Here is a 17,566-nt window from a genome sequence, read left to right as displayed (position 1 = left end):
GTCGCCGAGCCGGAGCGGGTCCCCGAGCCGGTCGGCGCCCGCGACTGACACCGACCGGGTCCGGCTCCCCCGGGACGGCTCAGGCCGCCGGGACGGCGCGGGACGCGGCGCCGCGCAGGGCGCCCAGCACGGCGCGGGCGACGGCGTCGTTGTAGCGCAGGCTCTGCGCGTTCATCCCGGGCCGGGTGAACGCCCCGGCGACCTTGACCGTCGTGTGCGGCCCGACGGCGAACCGTCGCTCGTGCACCCCGCCGTCCGCGGTGTGCAGCGCGCCGTCGGCCGGACGGACCGACAGCAGACCGGTGTTGCGTAGCGGGGCGCCGTCGTCGTCGTACAGGACCTCCTCGACGGCCTCGCCGCGGGCGAGCAGGCCGCGCAGCAGCCCGTCCACCGTGCGCGAGACGCTCGGGTCGGGCAGCCGGGCGTCGACCAGGACCCGGGTCGACACCGGCCCCGCCCCGGCCAGGGTCGTGCTGGTGGCGTGGAAGCCGTCGGCGTCGATGTCGACGCTCATCCCGGCGCCGAGGAACCGCAGGTACCCGGCACGGGACAGGGCGAGCATCTGGCGGACCCGGAAACCGGGTGGGCCGGAGGCGACCGAGTTGAAGAACGACTGCCACCACGGCATGTCCCTCGCCTTCGAGCGCGGCGAGAGCACCCCGGACCCGGCCAGGCGGGTGGTCTCGGTGTAGACCGACAGCATCGCGACGAACGCGCCGAGGTGCGGGGTGTGCCGCTCGTCGACGTGCCGGCGCAGGTCCTCGGCGATGCGTTCGCGTACCAGGGGTTGCAGGGCGTCGAGGTCCGGGGCGTGCACGCCGTCGAGCGGGCGGTCCAGCGCGGTCAGGTCGAGCCGGTCGAGCGGGTCGGGCACCAGCTCGGCGATCAGCGCCGCCTCCTCGGGCGAGCCGTGCGCGACGGCGGCGAACCGCCCGGCGAACTCGTCCCACCCGGCGCGGACGCGGTCGGGGTGGCCGACGAACAGCTCGTGGTACCAGCCCCAGCCGATCTCCTTGGCCATCAGCGGCCACACCCGGGTGGCGACGTCGACCGGGCCGCCGGAGGCGATGAGGTCGTCGGTGACGTCGGGGCCGAGGAACCGCGGCAGCGGCGGAAGCCCGGCCCGTAGCTGGTAGTGGGGCTTGGAGTGGTAGGTCGCGCCGCGCGGAGACCCGCCGACGAGCACCGGCTCCCGCCCGCACGGCTCGTACCGCAGCCGGCTCGGGTCGGCGTCGTCCGGGTCGGCGACGAAGCGCCCACCGCGGCCCTCGAACAACAGCACCACGAGGTCGACGAACGCCAGCCCCAGCCCGCGGGCCAGCACGGTCTCGCCCGGCGCGATCACCGAGAGGTCGGAGTCGGAGGTCTGCTCCGGGGGCAGGTAGCGCAGGCCGAACTCGTCGGCGCGGGCGGCGAGCGCGATCTCGTCGTCGGTGGGGGTGGCGTCGAGGTGCCCGGAGGCGAGCACGACGGCGTCGCCGCGCAGGACGGTGCCGTCGGCGAGGGTCACGACCTGCCTGCCGTCGGCCTCGTCGAGGGCCTCGGCGGTGGTGCGGTGCACGTGCACCCGCATCCCGGCCGGCGCCCGGCCGACGACCTCGCGCAGCACCGCGGCGAGGTAGTGGCTCTGCAGCCGCCGCGACGGGAACGTCGACGCCGTGACCTGTGCCAGCTCGTCGGCGAGCTCCGGGCCGAGCTCGGCCCGCGGGTCGCCGTGCTCGCGCAGGTCCTGCGCCCAGTCCCAGAACGACGGGCCGGGTGCCACCGGGCCGTCGCAGACGACCGAGGAGTCGGTCCACATCGTGACGTCGGCGGCCATCGAGTTCATCGCGAGCAGCGGGGACTGCGCGTGCCGCCAGATGCGACCCGCCCCGGCCGGGAACGGGTCGACGAGGTGGACGTCGACGCCGGGCCCGGCGAGGGCGTCGGACAGCAGCTCGGGCGCACTCGCGACCATGCGTTCCAGCACGCCGGCCCCTCGGGGGCCGGCGCCGACGATCACGACGGACGGGGCGTGCGGGCCATGGGACATCGGGGCGCTCCTGGGTCGGCGGGCGGAGGTTGACGACCCCTCACGGCGCCCACCGCAGGCGGCACAGATCGACGTGCCTGCGCCTCACCAGCCGGAGACCCATGGATGCCACGGTAGGTCGCCTCCCTCGCCGTGGCCACCCGCCACGGTCGGTCCACCGGCCTCAACGCCGCACCGGGCCCCCGGGATTCCGTACCCCGCCCGCGAGCGCGGGACCGGTGGCGGCACGGTCGTCAGGCGGCCGGGCCGGCCAGGGTGACGTGCAGCGGCCGGTCGGTCCCCGCCGTCGTGGCGACGGCCTCGGCGAGGATCTCCAGGACCGTCGCGTGGGTGCCGGGGTCGGCCGCGGCGAGCGGACCGTCGGCGACGACGAGCTCGACCGGTCCGGCGGGCAGCCAGGACAGGTCGCCGAGGCAGTCCGCCAGCGCGTCGAGGTTGTGGCCGTAGTACTCGGGGAAGCTCAGCGCCCGGCCGAGGGCGGACAGGACCGCGGCGCGGTCCGCGACCCCCTCGACGACGGCGACGAGACCGGAGCCACCGGCCCGCCCCCGGGCCGCGTCGACGGCGAGGGCGGTTCCGGCGCTCTCACGGGGAAGGGTGCTCACCTCGAGACGTCTACCACGACGAACGAGGCGTAGTGGTCGGCCGTGTAGTAGTACTCCCCGCCCGATCCGGTGACGATCCGCCTGGCGCCGCGGGTGCTCGCGCCGGGGGTCGGCACGGTGAACTCCGTGTAGTAGCCCGAGGACTTCGCGGGCAGGATCCCCTCCCGGTTCTGGAAGGTCGTCCCGTCCTGGCTGTACGGGTACGGCCCACCGGAGCGGATCAGCCGATAAGTGTCGGTGGCCTGGGACGGCAGCGACGACAGCGCCCGCACCGGCAGCCCGGACTCCTGCTCCCCCGGCACGGCGGCCGGGGCGACGGGAGCGGCGACGGCGGCCGGCACGGCCGGAGCGGGTGCGGCGGCGGCCGCGGCGGGCAGGGCGAGGCCGAGGGCGGCCAGAACGGCGACGAGTGCCCCGACGATCAGGGCACGCGTCCCGGACCGCGCATCCGGTCGAATGATCATGGTCCGGACGCTAGGTGGGGTCACCCGTTCGGGTACAGACGTCGCGACGAACCGCCACCGTCCCGTCACCCGCCGTTTCCACGGCTGCCGCGACGACCACCCTCCGTTCGACCGCCGACCGCATCGGCGGGTCCGTGACGGGCCATGATCACGACCGGTCACCGCGTAGGTGCGCCCGGTCACCGTGTCCTGCGTCGCACCCCTGTTCTACGCGCAGTAAAAGTGCGTTGAAGCGGGTACAACGGAGCTCGAGAGACCAGGAACGACTGCGCATGACACGCCCCGATCCCGACACGTTCAACGGAGAACGTCGCATGACCGCAGAGCTGATTCACCCCCTGCCCGAGGCTCCCGCACCCGTGGAGCTCCCGGCACCCCAGGCCGGCCGCTCGACCGTGGACCGGCTGCTGGACTCGATCGACGACCTGGTGCGCCGGCACCGCGCGCTCGCCGCGCACGACGGCGCCTCCGCCGCCCTGCACGCCGAGCTGATCGCTGCCGAGCTGGACCAGCAGGTCGCGATCCTGCGGACGATGCCCCGCCAACCCGGCAGGTGACCGCGCGGGTCAGAGCTCGGCTGCCGCCGGGATGATCTCCGACCCGAACACCCGCAGCGGCTCGATCGCCGCCACGTCCGGCACCACGGTGTGCACGTGCTGCACACCGAGTGCCGCGTAGCCACGCAGCTCCTCGACCGCGGCCTTCGGGTCGGCCGGGTCGAGGCGTGCCATGACCGTCTTCTCGATCTCGTCGTAATCGCGCCCGACCTCCTCGCAGCGGGTGCGCAGCACGTCCAGCTTGCGCTCCAGCTCGGGGCCGCCGAACAGGTTGCACGCGTCGGCGTACTGCGCGACCAGGCGCAGCGTCTTCCGCTCCCCACCGCCGCCGATCAGGATCGGCGGGTACGGCCTGCGCAGCGGCTGCGGCGTGTTCAGCGTGGCGCCGAGCCGGTAGTGGGCGCCCTCGAAGGGACCGTCGTCGTCGCTCCACATCTGACGGGCGATGCGCAGCGTCTCCTCCAGCCGCTCGAACCGCTCCGCGGTCGGCGGGAAGAACAGTCCGAGCCCGGTGGCCTCCTCGTCGTTCCAGGCGGCACCGATACCCAGCATCGCGCGCCCCTTCGACAGCACGTCCAGAGTGGTCACGGCCTTCACCAGCAGGCCGGGGTCGCGGTAGGTCACCGCGGTCACCCAGGCCAGCAGGTCGACCTTCTCGGTGCGGGCGGCCAGGTAGCCGAGCACCGTGTACGCCTCGAGCATGTCGGTCTCGACCGGCCCGACCGGCCGGATCTGCCAGAGGTGGTCCATGACGCTCACCCGGGAGAAGCCCTGCTCCTCGGCCGCGACGGCGATCCGGGACAGGTCGTCGGCCAGGCCCGTCGGCCCGGCCGGGTAGGTGAAGTCCGCGATGTGCAGTCCGATCTCCACGGCATGTCCTCTCGTAAACGGAGCCAACTCCGTTTCGAGCGTAGCCCTCTCCCGGCGACCGGCGCCACCGCGCCCATCGGACCGCGGGCGTCGCCGGTTCGGTCGGCTCCGTCACGTCGCGCACGACCGTTCGGTGCGGTTCACTGATCCCGTGATCGCGCTCGTGCGGAGGCTGCACATCGACCTGGGCCGGACGGCCGGGGCCCTCTGTCCCCGCTCCTGACCCGTCCCCCGCACCCCCTCGTACAGGAGATCACCCATGCCTCTCGTCACCTTCGCCGTCAGCGGCCAGGGCACCGGCGTCGCGCAGACCGTCGCGGTCGACGGCGCCGGCTACGTCATCGAGACCGACGCCTACCCCGCCTTCGGCGGCAAGGACGAGCACCCCAGCCCGCTCGCCTACACGCTCGCGTCGCTGTCGTCGTGCAACCAGGTCACCAGCTCGATCGTCGCGAAGGAGCTCGGCATCACGATCGAGCACGTGCGCTTCGACGTCGCCGCCGACTTCAACCCGACGACGATGACCACCGGCACCCACCGCGATGGTGAGACCACCTTCCAGAACCTGCGGGTCGACGCCGTGATCACCACCGACGGCACCGACGAGCAGGTCGCGCAGCTGGCCCGGGAGACCGAGCGCCGCTGCCCGGTGTCGCAGCTGTTCGCCCTGGCCGGGGTGTCGATCACCAGCACCTGGACGAAGGCCTGAGGTCCTAGTCTGCGGGGGTGGCAGACACCGTCGACTCCCCCGAGCTCGTCCACCTGGCCGTCGAGGCCGGGATCGCGACGATCACCCTGGACTCCCCGCGCAACCGCAACGCACTCTCGGCGCAGCTGCGCCGGGAGCTGATCGCACACCTCGACGCGGCGATCGCCGACGACGCGGTGCGGGTGATCGTGCTGACCCACACCGGCACGGTGTTCTGCGCGGGCATGGACCTCAAGGAGTCCCGCGGTGCGGGCGCCGAGCAGCAGGGCGTCACCGAGGTGCCGCGGATCCTGACGACGCTGTGGGACTCCCCCAAGCCGGTCGTCGCCCGGCTGTCGGGCCCGGCCCGCGCCGGTGGGGTCGGGATCGTGGCGGCGTGCGACATCGCCGTCGCCGCCGAGTCGGCCACCTTCGCCTTCTCCGAGGTCCGCATCGGGGTCGTGCCCGCGGTCATCTCGGTGACCGTGCTGCCCCGGCTGTCCGCCCGCGCCGCGCACGAGCTCTTCCTCACCGGGGAGACCTTCGACGCGCGGCGCGCGGCCGCCGTCGGGCTGATCAACAGCGCCGTCCCGGCGGAGGCCCTCGACGACGAGGTGACCCGCTACACCGGCATGCTGCGCCTCGGTGCGCCCGGCGCCCTGGCCGGGGCGAAGGCGATGCTGCGCCGCGAGCGCCCCGCGACGATGTCCGACGACTTCGCCGCGATGAACACGCTGTCCGCCTCGTACTTCGCCTCCGAGGAGGGACAGGAGGGCATCCTGGCCTTCGGGGAGAAGCGGACGCCGTCCTGGGTGCCGGAGGGCTGAGCCCGCGCCCCCGGCCCGGCTCGCCTGGCCCGGCCCGCCCCGCCGAGTGGCACACCAGGCACCTCGGACCCCCTCGGGCGGGTTCACGGCGTACCACTCGGTGCGTGATCCGGCGCCGGCCGCTCTCCGCGACGATGCGCCCGGGCTCGCCACGCAGGTTCGACCGGGTGCAGCGGTGGACCCGCCACCCGGCGTCGACGAGCCGGATCACCCTCGCGGATTCACGCAGGACCGGGTCGCGGCCGGTGTGGTCGGCGACCTCGTACTCGATGCCGACGGGCGCCGCGGGACCGGCGAGATCGAGCTACACCGCGCGGCGCCGGGCGTCGTCGAGCACCGGGTGCTGGACCTCCGGTCGCGGCGGGCCGGCCCGGACCAGGAGCAACCGCAGCCGGGTCCCGGGCGGGAACATGGCGCGCCGGTCGGCGGGCCCCAGGACGCCGGGAACGCCGGCCACCCCGCGCGGCCCCGGTAGCGACCGCGACGTTCAGCAGCAGGTCCGGAGCGAACCCGTGCCGGGCGGGGCCGTTCGGCGTCCCCGGTGTGCGATCGCGAACCGGTCCGGTCGCCGGGGTATGCCGGGTGGCACCCCACGGCCCCGGGGCCGGCCCCGACGGGTTCACGGTGTGGCACTCGGCGAAGCGTGCCGGGCGGCCCGGAGAGCCGGGGGTATGCCGCGACCACAGCGGGAGAGGGGCCTGCTGCGGCTCAGGGGGTGGGGGCGTGCCGCGGCTGGGCGAAGGGGGTTCGGCGGCGGCCGGGCGAGGGCGGAGGGTGTGCGGAGGTGGGGCGGGCCGCCGAGGGGCGGGGAGCCACCGGGCGCGCCTACCCTGGAGAACATGAGCGTCCCCGTCGTCAGCACCGATCCGGGCGCGGCACTGGACCTGCTCGCCGGGCGACGCCTCGTCGTCCTCACCGGGGCCGGGCTGTCCACCGACTCCGGCATCCCGGACTACCGCGGCCCGGGCTCACGACCGCGCAACCCGATGACCTACTCCGAGTTCGTGTCCGGGGAGCCCGCGCAGCGACGGTACTGGGCGCGCAGCCACGTCGGCTGGGCCCGGATGCGTCGCGCCGACCCCAACCCCGGACACCGCGCGCTGGCCGCACTGGGGGCGGCGGGCGTCGTCGACGGACTGATCACACAGAACGTCGACGGCCTGCACTCCGTGGCCGGCAGCCGCGGCGTGGTCGACCTGCACGGGCGCATCGACGAGGTCGTCTGCCTGGACTGCCGCCGCATCACCCCGCGCGACGCGCTGCAGGCCCGGCTCACCGCGCTCAACCCCGGCTTCACCGAGGCGCACAGCGCGCAGGTCGAGACGGCCCCCGACGGCGACGCCGCGGTGGAGATCACCGACGGCTTCCGGATCGTGCCGTGCGCGTCGTGCGGCGGGGTCCTCAAACCGCACGTCGTGTTCTTCGGGGAGAACGTGCCGAAGGACCGGGTGGCGCGCTGCTACGCGATGGTGGCCGCGCTGACCCCCGAGGACGGCGCGCTGCTCGTCGCCGGGTCCTCGCTCACCGTCATGTCGGGGCTGCGGTTCGTCCGGGCCGCGCATCGGGCGGAGGTGCCGGTCGTGATCGTCAACCGCGGGGCGACCCGGGGCGACGAACTCGCCGACCTGCGCGTCGACGCGGGCTGCTCGGAGGCGCTCGCCGCACTCGCGGCCCAGCCGGTCTGAGCGCTCAGGCCCCGCCGTCGCGACGCCCGCGGGGGGTGTCGAAGCGCCGGGTGGCCCGGTCGGCACCGATCGCGACCAGCGCGCACGCGGGCAGGACCACCACCGTCACGAACACGACCTGCACCACGAACGGCAGGCCGGTGAGCCACAGCTCGAACGCGTCCCAGCCGTCGATGATCGTGCGCACACTCCACACGGTAGTCCCCGGGCCCAGGCATTAGGTTCGGGGCCATGTTCGCTGTCTATGCGCAGGAGCCCAACGCCGACGCTCCCCTCGACTCCCTCGTCGTGGGCGAGCGGCCCGACCCGGAGGTCCCCGACGGCTGGGTCTCCGTCAACGTCTCCGCCGCCAGCCTCAACATGCACGACCTGTGGACGCTGCGCGGGGTCGGCATCAAGCCCGACCAGTTCCCCATGATCCTCGGCTGCGACGGCGCCGGGACCCTCGACGACGGCACCGAGGTCGTCCTCTACCCGATCATCGGCGACCCTGACTGGCGCGGCGACGAGACGCTCGACCCGAAGCGCACCCTGCTCACCGAGCGCCACCAGGGCACGATGGCCGACACGGTGATCGTCCCGGCGCGCAACGCGGTCCCCGCCCCGAAGGGCCTCACCCCCGGCCAGGGCGCCGTCCTGGGCACCGCCTGGCTGACCGCGTACCGGATGCTGTTCACCAAGTCGGGCCTGCAGCCGGGCCAGACGGTGCTCGTCCAGGGCGCCTCCGGCGGCGTCTCGACGGCGCTGGTCCAGCTGGGCCGCGCCGCGGGCTTCCAGGTGTGGGTCACCGGCCGCGACGAGGAGAAGCGCGCACTGGCCGAGCGGCTCGGCGCGCACGCCACGTTCGAGTCCGGGGCGAGGCTGCCGGGCAAGGTCGACGCCGTCATGGAGTCGGTCGGCGAGGCCACCTGGAAGCACTCCATGCGGGCGCTGCGTCCCGGTGGCCGCATCGTCGTCTGCGGCTCCACCTCGGGCCCGAACCCGCCCGCGGACCTGCAGCGGCTGTTCTTCCTCCAGCTCGAGGTGGTCGGCGCGACCATGGGGACGCGGCCGGAGCTCGCGGATCTCATGAACTTCGTGGCGACGGCCGGGATCGCGCCGGAGATCGGGACAGAACTGCCGATGGACTCCGCGAAGGAGGCGTTCGAGGCGATGGCCGCGGGGCGCACGGCGGGGAAGATCGTCCTGACCCGCTAGGGCGTTACGTGATCCGGGTGTGATGCAGTCGTGATGTCGTTGGTGAACGTCAAGCGGTCTACGTAATCGCTGGTCGTCGGCCTGTCGGTCATCGCTGCGTGACGACCGCCCGGCGCTCGGGGGACGTTTGCCCAGGACAGGGTCGGATTTCGCCCGTTCGGCAAGTACAGTGCGTCATCGTGACCGAGCCTTTGAGTCGACGGGCGTCGGGGACTGCCACCATGGCTGCCCCGACGCCTGGAGCCGCGGGTGTCGTCGAGTTCCTGGACCGGGTCGACCACGCCGTGGCCACAGCCCTGTCCACCAACCCGTCCTCGACGGACGTCAGCCGTGACGGCTGGCGGGTCCTGTTGATGCTCGCCCGCGGCACCGGCCGCAGCATGGGCGAGGTCGCGGGACACACGTCGCTGCCCGCCCCCACGGCCACCCGGATCGTGGACCGCCTCGTCGAGAAGAAGCTGGCCTACCGGTCGGCCGACCCGCTCGACCGGCGCCGCGTGCTGGTGCACCTGTCGGCCGAGGGCCGGACGGTCGTCGAGTCCGTCTGCCAGCGGGTGCAGCGCATCCTGTCGCCGCGCCGTGCCCCCGCCGCCCGGCCCGCGTCGTGCGACGGGCCGATCCCCGGCCCCCGGGCGGGCTCGGTCATGTAGACCGCCCCCGCGCTCCCCCGCCCCCCACCACGTACACGTCGGGCCCGACCCCCAGCCGGGAGTCGGGCCCGCTTCGCGTCCGGGGGGCTACTTCTTGGGCTTCTCGGTAGCCGTCCCGCCACCGGTGGACAGCGCGGCGACGAAGGCCTCCTGCGGGACCTCGACGCGGCCGATCGTCTTCATCCGCTTCTTGCCCTCCTTCTGCTTCTCCAGCAGCTTGCGCTTGCGGGAGATGTCGCCGCCGTAGCACTTGGCGAGGACGTCCTTGCGGATCGCGCGGATCGTCTCGCGGGCGATGATCCGGGCGCCGACGGCGGCCTGGATCGGCACCTCGAACTGCTGGCGCGGGATGAGCTCGCGCAGCTTGGTCGCCATCGAGGTGCCGTAGGAGTACGCCGACTCCTTGTGCACGATCGCGGAGAACGCGTCGACGGCCTCGCCCTGCAGCAGGATGTCGACCTTCACCAGGTCGGCCACCTGCTCGCCGGCCTCCTCGTAGTCGAGGCTGGCGTAGCCGCGCGTGCGGGACTTCAGGTTGTCGAAGAAGTCGAAGATGATCTCGCCGAGCGGCATCGTGTAGCGCAGCTCGACGCGGGTCTCGGACAGGTAGTCCATCCCGCCGAGCTGGCCGCGCCGGCTCTGGCAGAGCTCCATGATGGTGCCGACGAACTCCGACGGCGCCAGGATGGTGATCTTGGTGATCGGCTCGCGGACCTCGGCGACCTTGCCCACCGGCCAGTCGCTGGGGTTGGTCACCTCGATCTCCTCGCCGTCGTCGGTGGTGACCTGGTAGACGACGTTGGGTGCGGTGGAGATCAGGTCGAGGTCGAACTCGCGCTCGAGCCGCTCGCGGGTGATCTCCAGGTGCAGCAGGCCGAGGAAGCCGCAGCGGAAGCCGAAGCCGAGCGCGGCCGAGGTCTCGGGCTCGTAGGTGAGCGCGGCGTCGTTGAGCTGCAGCTTGTCCAGCGCCTCGCGCAGGTCGGGGTACTGCGAGCCGTCGATCGGGTAGAGCCCGGAGTAGACCATCGGCTGCGGCTCGCGGTAGCCGGTCAGTGGCGCGGTGGCCCCGTTGCGCTTGGACGTGACGGTGTCGCCGACCTTGGACTGACGGACGTCCTTCACCCCGGTGATGAGGTAGCCGACCTCGCCGACCCCCAGGCCGGCGGACGGCTTGGGCTCCGGGGAGACGATGCCGATCTCGAGCAGCTCGTGCTCGGCACCGGTGGACATCATCTTGATCTTCTCGCGCGGGGAGAGCTTCCCGTCGACGACCCGGATGTAGGTGACGACGCCGCGGTAGGTGTCGTAGACCGAGTCGAAGATCATCGCGCGGGCGGGGGCGTCGGCGTCGCCGACCGGGGCGGGGACCTGCGCGATGACGGCGTCGAGCACCGCCTCCACGCCCTCACCGGTCTTGGCGCTGCACCGCAGCACGTCCTCCGGCTCGCAGCCGGTGATGTGCGCGATCTCCGCGGCGTAGCGCTCCGGGTCCGCGGCGGGCAGGTCGATCTTGTTCAGGACCGGGATGATGTGCAGGTCCTTCTCCATGGCCAGGTACAGGTTGGCCAGGGTCTGCGCCTCGATCCCCTGCGCGGCGTCGACCAGCAGGATCGCGCCCTCGCACGCCTCGAGCGCCCGGGAGACCTCGTAGGTGAAGTCGACGTGGCCGGGGGTGTCGATCAGGTGCAGGACGTGCTCGGTCTCGACGCCGTCGGCGTTCTTCGCGGTCCACGGCAGTCGGACGTTCTGCGCCTTGATCGTGATGCCGCGCTCGCGCTCGATGTCCATCCGGTCCAGGTACTGGGCCCGGGCGTCACGATCGCTCAGCACTCCCGTGACCTGCAGCATCCGGTCGGCCAGGGTGGACTTCCCGTGGTCGATGTGGGCGATGATGCAGAAGTTCCGGATGCGCTCCGGCGGGGTGAACGTGCGGTCGGCGTACGTCGTCACTCGGCTGTACTCGGCTTTCGCTCATGCGTGGGGCTTCGGGCACTTCGGGTGCTCAGGGCACTCGGGGCTCGGGGCACTGGGTCCCATCGTCCCATGTCGGGCCGGGCGACCGCCGTGGTGGCACCGCAGATCGTCACACGCCGTTCACGCGGCGCGTCCCGGCGTTGCCGCCCGCCCACCGATCGCGCACGATCGAACGGGTCAGCCACCCCCACCCGGAGGAGTCACCGTGTCGGTCACCCCCGTCCCCCCGCTCGACCGACTGGGCGCCGCCCGCGTCGTACTGGCCCGCAAGAAGAAGCTGGGCCTCACCTGGGACAAGATCGCCGAGGCGTTGGGCCACCCGGTCGAGTGGTCCACCTCGGCCCTGCTCGGACAGCAGACGCTGACCCGCGAGCAGGCCGAGACCGCGGGTTCGCTGCTCGACCTGGACCCCGACGTCGTCGACGCGCTCACCCTCCCGCCGGTCCGCGGCGCGGCCGCGGTGGACCTCACCGACCCACTGGTCTACCGGCTCTCGGAGATGGTCCAGGTGTACGGAACGACGATCTCGGAGCTGGTCCGCGAGGAGTTCGGCGACGGCATCGTCTCGGCCATCGACTTCGAGCTGGACCTGCAGCGGGTGCCCGACCCCAAGGGCGACCGGGCCGTGATCACCCTCAACGGGAAGTTCCTGCCCTACCGCGTCTGGTGACCCGGCACAGGGCGCGACGACGCCGCTGGTAACCTTGTGCGTCGAGCGCTCGGCGTGCTCGCCCGAAACGGCCTGGACCCTCTCTCCAGTGATGCTGTTCGGTGCCGCCGGAGCGGACCCGGACGAGAACACTCACCAGCCGACCAGCAGGCAGGAAGACCAGAGGCAGACGTGGCCAACATCAAGTCGCAGATCAAGCGAGTCAAGACCAACGAGAAGCGCCGGCAGCGCAACAAGTCGGTGAAGTCGTCGGTCAAGACCGCGATCCGCCACTTCCGCGAGGCCGCCGACTCCGGCGCCGACAACGTCGTGGAGCTGCAGCGCAAGGCGGCCAAGGCCCTCGACAAGGCGGCCGGCAAGGGCGTCATCCACCGGAACCAGGCGGCCAACCGCAAGTCGGCCCTGGCCAAGCGTCTCAACGACGTCCAGGCCTGAGCCACCCCGGTTCTTCCGACGACGGCGCCGCCCCACCCGGGCGGCGCCGTCGTCGTCTTTCCGGACCCCGGGCGGCCCGGCACGGCCGGTGTCCCCGGGGCCGAGCGGGGCGGCACCGTCGCCGCTCCCGGGGCCCGCGGGGCGGCGCTGTCGAGCGCTCGGGGGTCCGGCCGGGTCAGCGCGGGGTGCGCGCGGACACGACGGCCAGCACGGCCCGCTCCAATGCGTACCCCGCGTCCGCGGCGACGCCTTTGACGTCGGCGTTCACCCGCGCCGTCGCCGCGATGGCGACGGCGAGCTGCTCCGGGCGCCACTGCCGGACCGTCTGCTGCGCCTTGCGGATCTTCCAGGGCGGCATGCCCAGCTCCCCGGCCAGCCGGTTCGGGTCGCCCCGCCCGGCCGAGCCGACCTTGGCCAGGGTGCGCACCGAGTCCGCGAGCGCGTCGGCGATCAGCACGTGCGGGACACCGAGCACCAGCGCCCACCGCAGCGCCTCCATCGCCGCCCGCCGGTCCCCCGCGACCGCCGCGTCGGCCACCGCGAAGCCCGAGGACTCGGCCCGGCCGCGGTGGTAGCGCCGCACCCCGGCCTCGTCCACGGCGCCGCCGGTGTCCGCGACGAGCTGCCCGGCCGCGGCCGCCAGCTCCCGCAGGTCCGACCCGACCGCCTCGACCAGCACCGCGAGCGCCCCGGGCGTGATCGTGCCGCCGTGGCGGCGGACCTCGTCGCGCACGAAGTCCGACCGCTCGTCGGCGCGGGTGATGCGGTTGCAGGTGACGGTGTGCGCCCCGGCCTTGCGCATCAGATCCAGGACCGCCTTGCCCTTCGCTCCCCCGGCGTGCTGGACCACGAGCACGATCCCGTCGGCCGGGTCCTTCACGTAGTCGGCGATGGCGGCGGTCATGTCCTTGTTCGCGTCCTGACCGTGGGTGAGCACGATCACCCTGCCCTCCGCGAAGAGCGAGGGGCTGAGGTGCCCGGCGAGCTCGCCGGGTGCCACCTCGGAGGTGCGGAAGCGGCGCAGCTCGGTCTCCGGATCGCGCTGCCGGGCGCGCCGGACCAGGTCGGACACCGCCCGCTCGGCCAGGAACTCCTCGTCCCCGACGACCAGCTGCAGCGGGCCCGGTTCGCTCGTGCTGCTCACACCCCCATGGTGGCCCACACCTCCGACAACGGGAGAGTCGCGTCCCGACCGGAGAACGTCGCCTGGCGGTGGGGTGTCCCGCTCGCGTACGGTCGTCGTCGATTCCGGCGCCCGGCGTCCGGAGCACCACAACCGCATATGGCTCATCCAGAGGGGCAGAGGGAACGGCCCGTTGAAGCCCCGGCAACCGGCGTCGCACGACGATCCGCCCAGACCTGCGCATTCCGCGTGGCGAGGACGTCGACGAACACGGTGCCAATTCCGGCCCGCCACATCCGGCGGGACAGATGAGGAGATCTCGTGACTCTCACTGCTGCGCCCGAAACCACCTCCGCCTACGACCTCGGCTCCGCGCGCGCTCTCGCGTGCCGCGAGTGCCGCCACGAGATCCCGCTCGCCGCGGAGTTCGCGTGCCCGCGCTGTTTCGGCCCCCTCGAGGTCGCCTACGAGTTCCCGACGGTCACCCGCGCCTCCATCGAGGCCGGGCCGAAGTCGATCTGGCGCTACAAGGACCTGCTGCCGGTCCCGTCGACCGTCGAGCAGCATGCGAACACCGAGCCCGGCCTGACCCGGCTGATCGAGGCCGACAACCTGGCCCGCGCGCTCGGCGTCCGCAAGATCTGGATCAAGGACGACACGGGCAACCCGACGCACTCGTTCAAGGACCGCGTCGTCGCCGTCGCGCTCGCCGCCGCCCGTGAGCTCGGCTTCTCGGTGCTGTGCTGCCCCTCGACGGGCAACCTGGCCAACGCCGTCGCCGCCGCGGCCGCCCGTGCCGGCTGGGACTCGGTCGTGCTGATCCCGTCCTCGCTGGAGCAGGCGAAGATCGTCACCACCGCCGTCTACGGCGGCACCCTGCTCGCCGTCGACGGCAACTACGACGACGTCAACCGGCTCGCCACCGAGCTGGCCGCCGAGCACGAGGACTGGGCGTTCGTGAACGTCAACGTCCGGCCGTACTACGCCGAGGGCTCGAAGACCCTGGGCTACGAGGTCGCCGAGCAGCTCGGCTGGCGGCTCCCGCAGCAGGTCGTGGTCCCGGTGGCGTCCGGCTCCCAGCTCACCAAGATCGACAAGGGGTTCACCGAGCTCGGCACCCTGGGTCTGGTCGAGCCCACCCCGTACACCGTGTTCGGCGCCCAGGCCACCGGCTGCTCGCCGGTCGCGCGGGCCTTCGAGGCCGGCCACGACGTGATCCAGCCGCAGAAGCCGGACACCATCGCGCGCTCGCTGGCGATCGGGAACCCGGCCGACGGTCCGTACGTCCTCGACTCGGTGCGCCGCACCGGCGGCTCGGTGGGGCACGTGTCCGACGAGGAGGTCGTCGCCGGCATCCGGCTCCTGGCCCGCACCGAGGGCGTGTTCGCCGAGACCGCGGGCGGGGTCACCATCGCGACCACCAGGAAGCTGCTCGAGGCCGGGGCACTCGACCCCGACGCCGAGACCGTCCTCATGATCACCGGAGACGGCCTCAAGACCCTCGACGCCGTCTCCGGCGAGGTCGGCCCGACGGCGACCGTGCCGTCGACGTCCGCCGCGGTCCGCGAGGCGCTGGCGAACCGAGGCTGACCGGCCCCGCCGGCCGGGCGCCGGACGGGGGTCGCCCCGCGCGACCACCGTCAGCCCGGCCGGGTCGTCGCCGGTCAGGGCCAGGTCGCCGGACCGGTCGGTGCGTGCGACGACGATCCCCGCCCCGGCGAGCCGGTCCACCAGCTCCGCGTTGGGGTGCCGGTAGCTGTTGCCGTTTCCGACGCTGATCACCGCCGCCCGCGGCGCGACGGCCGTGATCAGCCGCGGGACCACCTTGCGGGACCCGTGGTGGGGCATCTTCAGCACGTCCGCCCGCAGGTCGGCCCCGGAGTCGAGCAGGTCGTCCTGGGCGACCAGCTCGGCGTCGCCGGTCAGCAGGATCGTCGCGGCCGGGGTGGTCGCGCGCAGCAGCAGCGAGATGTCGTTGACCGCCGTCCCGTCGCTGCCGTCGACCGTCAGGGGCGGGTGGACCGGACCGAGGACCTGCAGGCGCAGCTCCGGCCAGCCCAGCGCCATCCCGCGCGCGAGCCCCACCACCGGGGCACCGGCCTCCTCGGCACGCCGGGTGATGTCACGCAGCCCGGACGCCGGCTCCCGTACCGGCCCGACGGCGATGCCGCCCGCGGCGCGGCCACGCAGCGCGCCGGCGAGTCCGCCGTCGTGGTCGGCGTGAAAATGGGTGATCACCACGAGCTCCAGGACCCGGACGCCGAGCCGGTCCAGGCAGGTGTCGACGGCGTCGTCGGTCGGCCCGGTGTCGACCAGGACGGCGTGCCCGGGGGTACCGGTGGCGAGGACGAGCGCGTCGCCCTGACCGACGTCGCAGGCCACCATCCGCCACCCGGCGGGCGGCCATCCGGGCGGCGCGAACCGGGTCGGGACGAGGACGACGAGCAGCCCGACCAGCAGGGCCAGCAACAGCGCCCGCAGCCGGGGCACCCGGCCCATCGCCAGTAGCACGACCAGCACCCCGGTGAGCAGCAGCGCGCCGCCCGCCCCCGCGGGCCACGGCACGGTGGCACCGGGCACCGCGGCGGCCCGGTCCCCGACCACCACCAGCCACCACACGAACGGTCCCGCCAGCCAGGCGCAGCACCATGCGGCGGCCGGGCTCACCGCGGACAGCACCGCACCGAGCACGCCCAGCACCGTCGCGGGGGCGACGGCGGGCGCCGCGAGCAGGTTCGCCACCACGGTGACCAGCCCGACTCCCCCGTTGAGCCCGGCGATCACCGGCGCGGTGGCCAGGGCCGCGGCGACCGGGACGACCAGTGCCTCGGCCGGTCCGGACGGCAGCCCGCGCCGTCGCAACGCCGCCGTCCAGCCCGGGCCGAGCAGGACCAGTGCACCGGTGGCGACGACGGAGAGCACGAACCCGGCGTCGACGGCCAGGTCGGGGGCGGCCAGCAGCAGGCCGAGCACGGCCACCGCCAGCGCGGGCACCGCCGACCGGGCGCGGCCGGCCGCGAACGCGATCAGCACCACCCCGCCCATGACCGCCGCCCGCAGTACCGACGGTGACGGCCGGGCCAGCACGACGAACCCGACCAGGGCCAGCATCGCGGCCGCGGCCGCGATCCGCGGGTCGGTCCGGAACAGGCGCAGGAGGAGCAGCACCGCCCCGGTGATGATCGCGACGTTGGCCCCGGAGACGGCGGTGAGATGCGCGAGCCCGGCGGTGCGGAAGTCCTGCTCGGTCTCGGCGAGCTGGGCGCGGGTGTCCCCGATCGCGAGCCCGGGCAGCAGTCCCGCGGGTGCCTCGGGCAGCGCGGAGACCGCCGCGTCGCGCAGGCCGTCGCGCAGCGCCCCGGCCCCGGTCTGCCACCAGGGCGGCGCGGTTACGTCCTGCGGCGCACCCCGGACCTTCAGCACGGCGATCGTGAGGTCGGGGCGCTGTGCGGGCATGAGCAGCCCGGCGGCGGAGACCTCCTGGCCGGGGAGCAGCCCGGTCCAGCTCGCCGCCGGGGCCAGGAGCAGGAGCTTCCCGCCGGTGGTCGCCCGGTCCCCGCCGACGGTGGCTGTGACGAGCTCGGTGGGTACCAGCGCCATCGCCCGGGCGGCGCCGGACTCGTCGCCGCCGCCGGTGGTGCTGCGCAGGAGCCGGGGGTCGTCGGTGAGCCGGACGCGGACCTCGGCGGCGGCACCGCGGTCGGCGGGTGCCCGCAGCGGGTGCGACGCCAGCGCGGCCGCGTGGACGGTGACCAGGACGGCCGCGACGAGGGCGCACCCGGCCGCGGC

At 73.8% G+C, this 17,566-nt stretch carries 18 protein-coding genes, 1 pseudogene and 1 riboswitch; of the genes and pseudogenes, 10 read left to right on the top strand and 9 right to left on the bottom strand.

Translation table 11 applies throughout. The features are described from left to right. Positions 1 to 79: 79 nt before the first annotated feature. The 3 genes from NH602_RS15565 to NH602_RS15555 all read right to left on the bottom strand — a co-directional run bounded on the left by NH602_RS15565 (position 80) and on the right by NH602_RS15555 (position 3,101). A complete protein-coding gene (locus tag NH602_RS15565; RefSeq protein ID WP_253068184.1) occupies positions 80 to 2,032 on the bottom strand; it encodes an FAD/NAD(P)-binding domain-containing protein in 1,953 nt (650 codons plus the stop codon). Between the two features lie 233 nt (positions 2,033 to 2,265). Further along, the gene (locus NH602_RS15560) at positions 2,266 to 2,637 is read right to left on the bottom strand and encodes a barstar family protein (protein WP_253068183.1); all 372 of its coding nucleotides are present in this window, start codon (positions 2,635 to 2,637) and stop codon (positions 2,266 to 2,268) included. After that, the gene (locus tag NH602_RS15555; RefSeq protein ID WP_253068182.1) at positions 2,634 to 3,101 is read right to left on the bottom strand and encodes a ribonuclease domain-containing protein; all 468 of its coding nucleotides are present in this window, start codon (positions 3,099 to 3,101) and stop codon (positions 2,634 to 2,636) included. The genes NH602_RS15560 and NH602_RS15555 overlap by 4 nt, the downstream gene beginning before the upstream one ends. Before the next feature lie 314 nt (positions 3,102 to 3,415). Between NH602_RS15555 and NH602_RS15550 the strand changes: the two genes are divergently transcribed. After that, a complete protein-coding gene (locus NH602_RS15550; RefSeq protein ID WP_100880107.1) occupies positions 3,416 to 3,658 on the top strand; it encodes a hypothetical protein in 243 nt (80 codons plus the stop codon). Positions 3,659 to 3,667: 9 nt separating this feature from the next. Here NH602_RS15550 and NH602_RS15545 read toward each other — a convergent pair whose 3' ends face one another. Next, on the bottom strand, positions 3,668 to 4,528 hold the full coding sequence (locus tag NH602_RS15545) for an LLM class F420-dependent oxidoreductase (RefSeq protein ID WP_073578010.1): 861 nt from the start codon (positions 4,526 to 4,528) through the stop codon (positions 3,668 to 3,670). On the opposite strand from NH602_RS15545, the gene NH602_RS32235 reads away from it, so the two are divergent. Genes NH602_RS32235 through NH602_RS15535 form a run of 3 tightly spaced genes read left to right on the top strand, consistent with a single transcriptional unit; the run spans position 4,509 to position 6,043 of the window. Beyond that, positions 4,509 to 4,751 carry a putative leader peptide gene (locus NH602_RS32235; RefSeq protein ID WP_374210179.1) on the top strand — a complete coding sequence of 81 codons (243 nt, stop codon included), beginning with the start codon at positions 4,509 to 4,511 and terminating at the stop codon, positions 4,749 to 4,751. The genes NH602_RS15545 and NH602_RS32235 overlap by 20 nt on opposite strands. Before the next feature lie 36 nt (positions 4,752 to 4,787). Further along, positions 4,788 to 5,237: an OsmC family protein gene (locus tag NH602_RS15540; RefSeq protein ID WP_073578011.1), complete on the top strand. Its 450-nt coding sequence runs from the start codon at positions 4,788 to 4,790 to the stop codon at positions 5,235 to 5,237. A gap of 17 nt (positions 5,238 to 5,254) precedes the next feature. Continuing rightward, entirely contained in the window at positions 5,255 to 6,043 is a 789-nt protein-coding gene (locus NH602_RS15535) for an enoyl-CoA hydratase-related protein (RefSeq protein ID WP_073578012.1), read from the top strand. A gap of 304 nt (positions 6,044 to 6,347) precedes the next feature. On the opposite strand, the gene NH602_RS15530 is transcribed toward NH602_RS15535, so the two are convergent. Further along, positions 6,348 to 6,500 (bottom strand): hypothetical protein, encoded by a 153-nt coding sequence (locus tag NH602_RS15530; RefSeq protein ID WP_253068181.1) that lies wholly within the window; start codon positions 6,498 to 6,500, stop codon positions 6,348 to 6,350. A 382-nt stretch (positions 6,501 to 6,882) separates the two neighbouring features. Between NH602_RS15530 and NH602_RS15525 the strand changes: the two genes are divergently transcribed. Then, positions 6,883 to 7,728, top strand: a complete 846-nt coding sequence (locus NH602_RS15525; RefSeq protein ID WP_253068180.1) for an NAD-dependent protein deacetylase — start codon at positions 6,883 to 6,885, stop codon at positions 7,726 to 7,728. 4 nt (positions 7,729 to 7,732) lie between these two features. On the opposite strand, the gene NH602_RS15520 is transcribed toward NH602_RS15525, so the two are convergent. After that, on the bottom strand, positions 7,733 to 7,915 hold the full coding sequence (locus NH602_RS15520; RefSeq protein WP_020626278.1) for a hypothetical protein: 183 nt from the start codon (positions 7,913 to 7,915) through the stop codon (positions 7,733 to 7,735). A 44-nt stretch (positions 7,916 to 7,959) separates the two neighbouring features. On the opposite strand from NH602_RS15520, the gene NH602_RS15515 reads away from it, so the two are divergent. Next, the gene (locus NH602_RS15515) at positions 7,960 to 8,925 is read left to right on the top strand and encodes a zinc-binding dehydrogenase (RefSeq protein ID WP_253068179.1); all 966 of its coding nucleotides are present in this window, start codon (positions 7,960 to 7,962) and stop codon (positions 8,923 to 8,925) included. 221 nt (positions 8,926 to 9,146) lie between these two features. After that, positions 9,147 to 9,575: a MarR family winged helix-turn-helix transcriptional regulator gene (locus NH602_RS15510; RefSeq protein WP_073578016.1), complete on the top strand. Its 429-nt coding sequence runs from the start codon at positions 9,147 to 9,149 to the stop codon at positions 9,573 to 9,575. Positions 9,576 to 9,662: 87 nt separating this feature from the next. Here NH602_RS15510 and lepA read toward each other — a convergent pair whose 3' ends face one another. Continuing rightward, positions 9,663 to 11,525, bottom strand: a complete 1,863-nt coding sequence (lepA, locus tag NH602_RS15505) for a translation elongation factor 4 (RefSeq protein WP_073578017.1) — start codon at positions 11,523 to 11,525, stop codon at positions 9,663 to 9,665. A gap of 229 nt (positions 11,526 to 11,754) precedes the next feature. Here lepA and cynS point away from each other — a divergent pair, with 229 nt between their 5' ends. Beyond that, entirely contained in the window at positions 11,755 to 12,219 is a 465-nt protein-coding gene (gene cynS, locus NH602_RS15500; RefSeq protein WP_253068178.1) for a cyanase, read from the top strand. A gap of 171 nt (positions 12,220 to 12,390) precedes the next feature. Then, positions 12,391 to 12,654 (top strand): 30S ribosomal protein S20, encoded by a 264-nt coding sequence (rpsT, locus tag NH602_RS15495; protein ID WP_062401442.1) that lies wholly within the window; start codon positions 12,391 to 12,393, stop codon positions 12,652 to 12,654. Between the two features lie 175 nt (positions 12,655 to 12,829). Here rpsT and holA read toward each other — a convergent pair whose 3' ends face one another. After that, positions 12,830 to 13,798 carry a DNA polymerase III subunit delta gene (gene holA / locus NH602_RS15490; RefSeq protein ID WP_179760589.1) on the bottom strand — a complete coding sequence of 323 codons (969 nt, stop codon included), beginning with the start codon at positions 13,796 to 13,798 and terminating at the stop codon, positions 12,830 to 12,832. A gap of 140 nt (positions 13,799 to 13,938) precedes the next feature. After that, a riboswitch (SAM riboswitch) is annotated at positions 13,939 to 14,092 on the top strand. Positions 14,093 to 14,098: 6 nt separating this feature from the next. Here holA and thrC point away from each other — a divergent pair. After that, positions 14,099 to 15,367, top strand: a complete 1,269-nt coding sequence (gene thrC, locus NH602_RS15485; RefSeq protein ID WP_073578019.1) for a threonine synthase — start codon at positions 14,099 to 14,101, stop codon at positions 15,365 to 15,367. Between the two features lie 240 nt (positions 15,368 to 15,607). Here the strand turns inward: thrC and NH602_RS32230 are convergent. Then, positions 15,608 to 17,233 (bottom strand): annotated as a pseudogene (locus NH602_RS32230) (ComEC/Rec2 family competence protein); the annotation flags it as partial. Positions 17,234 to 17,566: the final 333 nt, after the last annotated feature.

Origin of the sequence: Pseudonocardia sp. McavD-2-B, from assembly GCF_024124365.1 — a bacterium.
GTDB classification, from domain to species: Bacteria; Actinomycetota; Actinomycetes; order Mycobacteriales; family Pseudonocardiaceae; genus Pseudonocardia; species Pseudonocardia alni.
Note: the sequence above shows the minus strand (reverse complement) of the source record. Positions and strands in the feature narration are given on the sequence as shown.

Excerpts from the sequence above, each read along its gene's own strand:
- NH602_RS15565 (WP_253068184.1), bottom strand. The coding sequence starts at position 2,032 with ATGTCCCATGGCCCGCACGCCCCGTCCGTCGTGATCGTCGGCGCCGGC.
- NH602_RS15555 (WP_253068182.1), bottom strand. The coding sequence starts at position 3,101 with ATGATCATTCGACCGGATGCGCGGTCCGGGACGCGTGCCCTGATCGTC.
- NH602_RS15550 (WP_100880107.1), top strand. The coding sequence starts at position 3,416 with ATGACCGCAGAGCTGATTCACCCCCTGCCCGAGGCTCCCGCACCCGTG.
- NH602_RS32235 (WP_374210179.1), top strand. The coding sequence starts at position 4,509 with ATGTGCAGTCCGATCTCCACGGCATGTCCTCTCGTAAACGGAGCCAAC.
- NH602_RS15540 (WP_073578011.1), top strand. The coding sequence starts at position 4,788 with ATGCCTCTCGTCACCTTCGCCGTCAGCGGCCAGGGCACCGGCGTCGCG.
- NH602_RS15525 (WP_253068180.1), top strand. The coding sequence starts at position 6,883 with ATGAGCGTCCCCGTCGTCAGCACCGATCCGGGCGCGGCACTGGACCTG.
- NH602_RS15515 (WP_253068179.1), top strand. The coding sequence starts at position 7,960 with ATGTTCGCTGTCTATGCGCAGGAGCCCAACGCCGACGCTCCCCTCGAC.
- NH602_RS15510 (WP_073578016.1), top strand. The coding sequence starts at position 9,147 with ATGGCTGCCCCGACGCCTGGAGCCGCGGGTGTCGTCGAGTTCCTGGAC.